The 6,946-nt window shown below is 45.7% G+C and carries 10 protein-coding genes; 7 read left to right on the forward strand and 3 right to left on the reverse strand.

The features are described from left to right. From HXW94_RS17775 to HXW94_RS19630, 5 genes are all read left to right on the forward strand, one after another. A partial coding sequence (locus HXW94_RS17775) for an Rpn family recombination-promoting nuclease/putative transposase (RefSeq protein WP_178368237.1) occupies positions 1 to 846 on the forward strand: 846 nt, incomplete at its 5' end. A gap of 205 nt (positions 847 to 1,051) precedes the next feature. After that, the gene (locus HXW94_RS17780; protein ID WP_178368238.1) at positions 1,052 to 2,050 is read left to right on the forward strand and encodes an Rpn family recombination-promoting nuclease/putative transposase; all 999 of its coding nucleotides are present in this window, start codon (positions 1,052 to 1,054) and stop codon (positions 2,048 to 2,050) included. 203 nt (positions 2,051 to 2,253) lie between these two features. Beyond that, positions 2,254 to 3,252 (forward strand): Rpn family recombination-promoting nuclease/putative transposase, encoded by a 999-nt coding sequence (locus HXW94_RS17785; RefSeq protein ID WP_178368239.1) that lies wholly within the window; start codon positions 2,254 to 2,256, stop codon positions 3,250 to 3,252. 50 nt (positions 3,253 to 3,302) lie between these two features. Next, complete coding sequence (locus HXW94_RS19625; protein ID WP_246294194.1) at positions 3,303 to 3,974, forward strand: hypothetical protein; 672 nt, start codon at positions 3,303 to 3,305, stop codon at positions 3,972 to 3,974. Positions 3,975 to 4,034: 60 nt separating this feature from the next. Further along, a complete protein-coding gene (locus HXW94_RS19630) occupies positions 4,035 to 4,181 on the forward strand; it encodes a hypothetical protein (protein WP_246294196.1) in 147 nt (48 codons plus the stop codon). 29 nt (positions 4,182 to 4,210) lie between these two features. On the opposite strand, the gene HXW94_RS20470 is transcribed toward HXW94_RS19630, so the two are convergent. From HXW94_RS20470 to HXW94_RS17800, 3 genes are all read right to left on the reverse strand, one after another. Continuing rightward, on the reverse strand, positions 4,211 to 4,402 hold the full coding sequence (locus HXW94_RS20470) for an MBL fold metallo-hydrolase (RefSeq protein ID WP_425484227.1): 192 nt from the start codon (positions 4,400 to 4,402) through the stop codon (positions 4,211 to 4,213). Beyond that, positions 4,395 to 4,622, reverse strand: a complete 228-nt coding sequence (locus tag HXW94_RS17795) for a type II toxin-antitoxin system Phd/YefM family antitoxin (RefSeq protein ID WP_178368240.1) — start codon at positions 4,620 to 4,622, stop codon at positions 4,395 to 4,397. Before HXW94_RS17795 ends, HXW94_RS20470 begins: the two co-directional genes overlap by 8 nt. Before the next feature lie 187 nt (positions 4,623 to 4,809). After that, positions 4,810 to 5,202 carry a PIN domain-containing protein gene (locus tag HXW94_RS17800; protein ID WP_178368241.1) on the reverse strand — a complete coding sequence of 131 codons (393 nt, stop codon included), beginning with the start codon at positions 5,200 to 5,202 and terminating at the stop codon, positions 4,810 to 4,812. Between the two features lie 211 nt (positions 5,203 to 5,413). On the opposite strand from HXW94_RS17800, the gene HXW94_RS17805 reads away from it, so the two are divergent. Together HXW94_RS17805 and HXW94_RS17810 are read left to right on the forward strand one after the other, a co-directional pair. Then, positions 5,414 to 6,400, forward strand: a complete 987-nt coding sequence (locus HXW94_RS17805) for an Rpn family recombination-promoting nuclease/putative transposase (RefSeq protein ID WP_178368242.1) — start codon at positions 5,414 to 5,416, stop codon at positions 6,398 to 6,400. A 49-nt stretch (positions 6,401 to 6,449) separates the two neighbouring features. Continuing rightward, positions 6,450 to 6,946, forward strand: a 497-nt coding sequence (locus HXW94_RS17810; RefSeq protein WP_178368243.1) for a hypothetical protein, incomplete at its 3' end; no start/stop codon positions are given.

Raw genomic sequence — 6,946 nt, forward strand, 5'->3', positions numbered from 1 at the left:
TATTATTCCGATATCCTGTACCGGGTGGATCTGACCGGCGGCAGTCAGGGGGTCATCTATGTGTTGTTTGAGCATAAAAGCTATTATGACAAGTTTGTGCATCTCCAGCTGCTGGAATACATGGTCAAGATCTGGCGTCTGTATATTAAGCAGCATAAAGAATCGCCGGGCTGTCTGCCCATTGTGATCCCGCTGCTGGTCTGCCATGCCGGAAAAAAGTGGCCGCAAAATACAGAGCGACTGTCATCCTTGCTGTCCGGCCCTGTGGAGGCGCTTGCCGGGTACATACCGGACTTTGCGTTTGAGCTGTATGACCTGCACCGGTACGCTGATGATCAGATAAAAGGCACCATCATGAGCCGGGTGATATTGCTGCTGTTCAAACACATCAGAGATCCGGATTTACGACAGACGTTGCCGGGTATATTGGCACTGATGCGCAAATTGATGGAAAAAGACACCGGTCTGCAATATCTGGAGGTGGTGTTCAGATACCTGGCATCGGCCCGGGAAAAAAATGAATTATCATGGAAACAAATAAAGGATATCGCAGAGAAAGCGATTTCCGAAGAGGCAGGGAGGTATGTCATGACATTAGCAGAGAGAACTAAGAATGAGGGCAGGCTGGAAGGCAGGCTGGAAGGTGAGATTAAAGGTGAGATTAAAGGTGAGATTAAAGGCCTGAAAGAAGCCATCGAACTGGGCATCACCCTTAAATTTCCTGGAGATATTGACACCGTAATGGCCAAGGTGAACAAAATTGATGCCCTGGGTACACTGAAAGAAATCAAAGAAACCATAAAAGCCGCCCAAGACATCTCGGAGATCATGGCCCTGCTGAAATAAAATGGAAATGGGGGGCAGGCTTGATATTTTGACATTTTCGGGCTTGGTCATAACATCGGCCACAGCGTAGGTTGGGTTGAACGAAGTGAAACCCAACAACTTATTGGCGTTGGGTTTCGTTCCTCAACCCAACCTACCGGAAATCCGTATGGCCTAAAATATGACCAAGGCCACATTTTCTATCCCTTAAGGATAAAATTCCACCATGACAGACGAGAAAAATAACAGCAAGGTGGTCAACCCCCATGACAAGGTGTTCAGGGAGATCTACAGCGATAAGGAAAATGCCCGCAGCCTTTTAGCCGGCAAACTGCCGGACAACGTGCTGAAACTGGTAGACCTGAATACCCTGGAGATCAGCAAGGACAGCTTCATTGAAAAAGAGCTGGCAGATTATTATTCCGATATCCTGTACCGGGTGGATCTGACCGGCGGCAGTCAGGGGGTCATCTATGTGTTGTTTGAGCACAAAAGCTATTATGACAAGTTTGTGCATCTCCAGCTGCTGGAATACATGGTCAAGATCTGGCGTCTGTATATTAAGCAGCAGAAAGAGTCGCCGGACTCTCTGCCCATTGTGATCCCGCTGCTGGTCTGCCATGCCGGAAAAGAGTGGCCGGAAAATACAGAGCGACTGTCATCCTTGCTGTCCGGCCCTGTAGAGGCACTTGCCGGGTACATCCCGGATTTTGCGTTTGAGCTGTACGACCTGCACCGGTACGCTGATGATCAGATAAAAGGCACCATCATGAGCCGGGTGATATTGCTGCTGTTCAAACACATCAGAGATCCGGATTTACGACAGAAGTTGCCGGGTATATTGGCTCTGATGCGGAAATTGATGGAAAAAGACACCGGTCTGCAATATCTGGAGGTGGTGTTCAGGTACCTGGCATCGGCCCGGGAAAACAATGAATTATCATGGAAACAAATAAAGGATATCGCAGAGAAAGCGATTTCCGAAGAGGCAGGGAGGTATGTCATGACATTAGCAGAGAGAACTAAGAATGAAGGCAGGTTGGAAGGCAAACTGGAAGGTCTCAAAGAAGGCATCGAACTGGGCATCACGCTTAAATTTCCTGGAGATATTGACACCGTAATGGCCAAGGTGAACAAAATTGATGACCTGGGTACACTGAAAGAAATCAAAGAAACCATAAAAGCTGCCCAAGACATCTCGGAGATCATGGCCCGGCTGAAATAAAATGGAAATGGGGGGCAGGCTTGATATTTTGACATTTTCGGGCTTGGTCATAACATCGGCCACAGCGTAGGTTGGGTTGAGGAACGAAACCCAACAACTTATTGGCGTTGGGTTTCGTTCCTCAACCCAACCTACCGGAAATCCGTATGGCCTAAAATATGACCAAGGCCACATTTTCTATCCCTTAAGGATAAAATTCCACCATGACAGACGAGAAAAATAACAGCAAGGTGGTCAACCCCCATGACAAGGTGTTCAGGGAGATTTACAGCAATAAGGAAAATGCCCGCAGCCTTTTAGCGGACAAACTGCCGGACAACGTGCTGAAACTGGTAGACCTGAATACCCTGGAGATCAGCAAGGACAGCTTCATTGAAAAAGAGCTGGCGGACTATTATTCCGATATCCTGTACCGGGTGGATTTGACCGGCGGCAGTCAGGGGGTCATCTATGTGTTGTTTGAGCACAAAAGCTATTATGACAAGTTTGTGCATCTCCAGGTGCTGGAATATATGGTCAAGATCTGGCGTCTGTATATTAAGCAGCATAAAGAGTCGCCGGACTCTCTGCCCATTGTGATTCCGCTGCTGGTCTGCCATGCCGGAAAAGAGTGGCCGGAAAATACAGAGCGACTGTCCTCCTTGCTGTCCGGCCCTGTGGAGGAACTTGCCGGGTACATCCCGGATTTTGCGTTTGAGCTGTACGACCTGCACCGGTACGCTGATGATCAGATAAAAGGCACCATCATGAGCCGGGTGATATTGCTGCTGTTCAAACACATCAGAGATCCGGATTTACGACAGAAGCTGCCGGGTATATTGGCACTGATGCGCAAATTGATGGAAAAAGACACCGGTCTGCAATATCTGGAGGTGGTGTTCAGGTACCTGGCATCGGCCCGGGAAAACAATGAATTATCATGGAAACAAATAAAGGATATCGCAGAGAAAGCGATTTCCGAAGAGGCAGGGAGGTATGTCATGACATTAGCAGAGAGAACTAAGAATGAAGGCAGGCTGGAAGGTGAGATTAAAGGCCTGAAAGAAGCCATCGAACTGGGCATCACCCTTAAATTTCCCGGAGACATTGACACCGTAATGGCCAAGGTGAACAAAATTGATGACCTGGGTACACTGAAAGAAATCAAAGAAACCATAAAAGCCGCCCAAGACATCTCGGAGATCATGGCCCTGCTGAAATAAAATGGAAAATGGGGGTCAGGTTTGACATTTTATAAAAGAAGGAGACGCCAATGTCGGATACAGCTTTGAAAGAAAGAGTCACAGGACTTGAGCAGTTTATGATGGAACTTGCCTATGAGACAACAAAGACTTCTATGGCCGTAAGGCAGCTCTCAGAGGAAATGAAAGACTTCAAAAACGAAATCCGTAACGACACAAAGGAGTTCAAAGAAGAAATGCGGACGTTTAAAACGGAACTCCGTAGCGATACGGAAAAACTCAAAAAAGAGATGAACAAAAAATGGGGCGAATTGGCCAATAAGATGGGTACTATTGTTGAAGATATTGTTGCACCGGGGTTAAAGGGGGTTGCCGCAGAATATTTCGGAATCAGTGAATTTGATTTTTTTGCCCCCCGATTACGACTGAAAAGCGCTGATCGGTCAATGATCCGTGAATTTGACGTCATTGCCGAAAGTAATGATTATTTTTTCGTTGTTGAAACCAAATCCACCCCCACCACGGAATATATATCCGATTTTATCAAGCTGATTCCCCAGCTTGATTCATGGTTTCCGGTGATCCGTGAAAAGAAACTGATCCCTGTGTTTGCCTCCCTTTCTATATCCGATGAGCTTGTCCGCTATCTGACCAAAAACAATATTCTTGCCATGGCCACCCGGGAAGACGGGATGGATATTTTCAATACAGAGGTCCTGGAAAATCTTGGGATCATACTTTGATTATTGTCTTTATAAGACGACCTGCACCGGTACGCTGATGATCAGATAAAAGGCACCATCATGAGCCGGGTGATATTGCTGCTGTTCAAACACATCAGAGATCCGGATTTACGACAGAAGCTGCCGGGGATATTGGCACTGATGCGGAAATTGATGGAAAAAGACACTGGTCTGCAATATCTGGAGATTGATGGTTTTTGCCAGTGATGAAATCTTTTTTTGATTCGGCGACTTTTTCAACAATAATAAGCCTTCAGGATATGATTTGCAATGCTTTTCAGGGCTTTGGTGCCGTAGGTACAGATAATCTCACCACAGAACCCGGCATCAATCAGGTCCGGGACCCGGCCGATGTGATCAATGTGGGCATGGATGAGAAACAGAAAGTCGATTGTATTTTTCTCATTTCCCGCAGCCCTCTTAAATATAACCCTCCCAGATGTCTGTTACCGGCTTGATAATTTCGTCCGGCGGAACAAGCAGTTTGGGTTTTTCAGAAAGCTGGTTGCGCCAGTCATGTTTTTTGATGGGGCTTAAATAGGCCACTTTTTTTTTGTTATGGGTCACCACGATCTGCTCACCGGATTCAACCCGTTTTAATATTTCAAAAAGTTTTCCCCTCAGGCTGGTTGCTGAAATATTAATCATAGTCATCTGTTCCTTTCTTCTTACTCATAATGATGAGAAATTCCTGCTTCATAGAGTGTGCCCGAACAAACTGCTTAGGTCTCATTTCCTCTCCACAGGCTTAAAATCCCGTAGAACCTACGGTATTGTTATTATTATGCAACCGATAAAACCGGATACTGTTCCAGGTTCCGGGCTCCCTCTTTTTTTATATCCAGAAGGTTTTCACATCATACTGATTTATGGTTTCATCCTTCGTCACAAGTAAGCAATTTCTGTTTAACGCCTGTGCGATCAACAGACGGTCAAAGGGATCTTTATGCAGATCTGGAAGATTAACTGATTCAATCATTTCCCCGGCTCCGGGGTTCATCAATTTTATGTTGGAACAATCCATCACATTTGACTGCCATTTAGTGACATCTCCCAATTGAATACGACCTTTTTTGACAAGCAAAGCAATTTCCCAAAAAGAAATTGGCGAAACATAAAGATTTCCCATTTCATTTTGTTCATCAAGAAACGAGACGAATTGATTGGAAATATTTTCTTTGTTGACCCAAAAAATCAATGCATGGGTATCTAAAAGATAGCTGCCCACAAATCCCCTCTCCTCATTTTTACATTATGTACATGAATACATGATAATACGTACATGTGCATATGTCAATTATTAAACTAATGCTTCACGTACAGATCTGTGCGGGTGGTGCCGGGTAACCGGCATTCCTACCGCGATAGGTGGAACAGGGGTGTCCCGGGAAAAAACATACCTCCTTGACTGAACCACCCCTTAAGGTTAAAATTCCATCATGACAGACGAGAAAAATAACAGCAAGGTGGTCAACCCCCATGACAAGGTGTTCAGGGAGGTCTACAGCAATAAGGAAAATGCCCGCAGCCTTTTAGCGGACAAACTGCCGGACAACGTGCTGAAACTGGTAGACCTGAATACCCTGGAGATCAGCAAGGACAGCTTCATCGAAAAAGAGCTGGCGGATTATTATTCCGATATCCTGTACCGGATGGATTTGACAGACGGCAGCCAGGGACTCATTTATGTGCTGTTTGAGCACAAAAGCTATTATGACAAGTATGTGCATCTCCAGGTGCTGGAATATATGGTCAAGATCTGGCGTCTGTATATTAAGCAGCATAAAGAGTCGCCGGACTGTCTGCCCATTGTGATTCCGCTGCTGGTCTGCCATGTCGGAAAAGAGTGGCCGGAAAATACAGAGCGACTGTCATCCTTGCTGTCCGGCCCTGTGGAGGCGCTTGCCGGGTACATCCCGGATTTTGCGTTTGAATTGTACGACCTGCACCGGTACGCTGATGATCAGATAAAAGGCACCATCATGAGCCGGGTGATATTGCTGCTGTTCAAACACATCAGAGATCCGGATTTACGACAGAAGCTGCCGGGTATATTGGCACTGATGCGCAAATTGATGGAAAAAGACACCGGTCTGCAATATCTGGAGGTGGTGTTCAGGTACCTGGCATCGGCCCGGGAAAACAATGAATTATCATGGAAACAAATAAAGGATATCGCAGAGAAAGCGATTTCCGAAGAGGCAGGGAGGTATGTCATGACATTAGCAGAGAGAACTAAGAATGAAGGCAGGTTGGAAGGTCTCAAAGAAGGCATCGAACTGGGTATCACCCTTAAATTTCCCGGAGATATTGACACCGTAATGGCCAAGGTGAACAAAATTGATGACCTGGGTACACTGAAAGAAATCAAAGAAACCATAAAAGCCGCCCAAGACATCTCGGAGATCATGGCCCTGCTGAAATAAAATGGAAATGGGGGGCAGACTTGACATTTTATAAAAGAAGGAGACGCCAATGTCGGATACAGCTTTGAAAGAAAGAGTCACAGGACTTGAGCAGTTTATGATGGAACTTGCCTATGAGACAACAAAGACTACTATGGCCGTAAGGCAGCTCTCAGAGGAAATGAAGGACTTCAAGGAAGAAATGAAGGACTTCAAAGACGAGATGAAGGACTTCAAAAACGAAATCCGTAATGATACAAAGGCCTTCAAAGAGGATATACGTAATGACACAAAGGCGTTCAAAGAAGAAATGCGGATGTTTAAAACGGAACTCCGTAGCGATACGGAAAAACTCAAAAAAGAGATGAACAAAAAATGGGGTGAACTGGCCAATAAGATGGGTACTATTGTTGAAGATATTGTTGCACCGGGGTTAACGAGGGTTGCCGCAGAATATTTCGGAATCAGTGAATTCGATTTTTTTGCCCCCCGATTACGACTGAAAAGCGCTGATCGGTCAATGACCCGTGAATTTGACGTCATTGCCGAAAGTAATGATTATTTTTT

Source organism: Desulfobacter latus, from assembly GCF_013389365.1.
GTDB lineage: Bacteria > Desulfobacterota > Desulfobacteria > Desulfobacterales > Desulfobacteraceae > Desulfobacter > Desulfobacter latus.

Excerpts from the sequence above, each read along its gene's own strand:
- HXW94_RS17780 (WP_178368238.1), top strand. The coding sequence starts at position 1,052 with ATGACAGACGAGAAAAATAACAGCAAGGTGGTCAACCCCCATGACAAG.
- HXW94_RS17785 (WP_178368239.1), top strand. The coding sequence starts at position 2,254 with ATGACAGACGAGAAAAATAACAGCAAGGTGGTCAACCCCCATGACAAG.
- HXW94_RS19625 (WP_246294194.1), top strand. The coding sequence starts at position 3,303 with ATGTCGGATACAGCTTTGAAAGAAAGAGTCACAGGACTTGAGCAGTTT.
- HXW94_RS19630 (WP_246294196.1), top strand. The coding sequence starts at position 4,035 with ATGAGCCGGGTGATATTGCTGCTGTTCAAACACATCAGAGATCCGGAT.
- HXW94_RS17795 (WP_178368240.1), bottom strand. The coding sequence starts at position 4,622 with ATGATTAATATTTCAGCAACCAGCCTGAGGGGAAAACTTTTTGAAATA.
- HXW94_RS17805 (WP_178368242.1), top strand. The coding sequence starts at position 5,414 with ATGACAGACGAGAAAAATAACAGCAAGGTGGTCAACCCCCATGACAAG.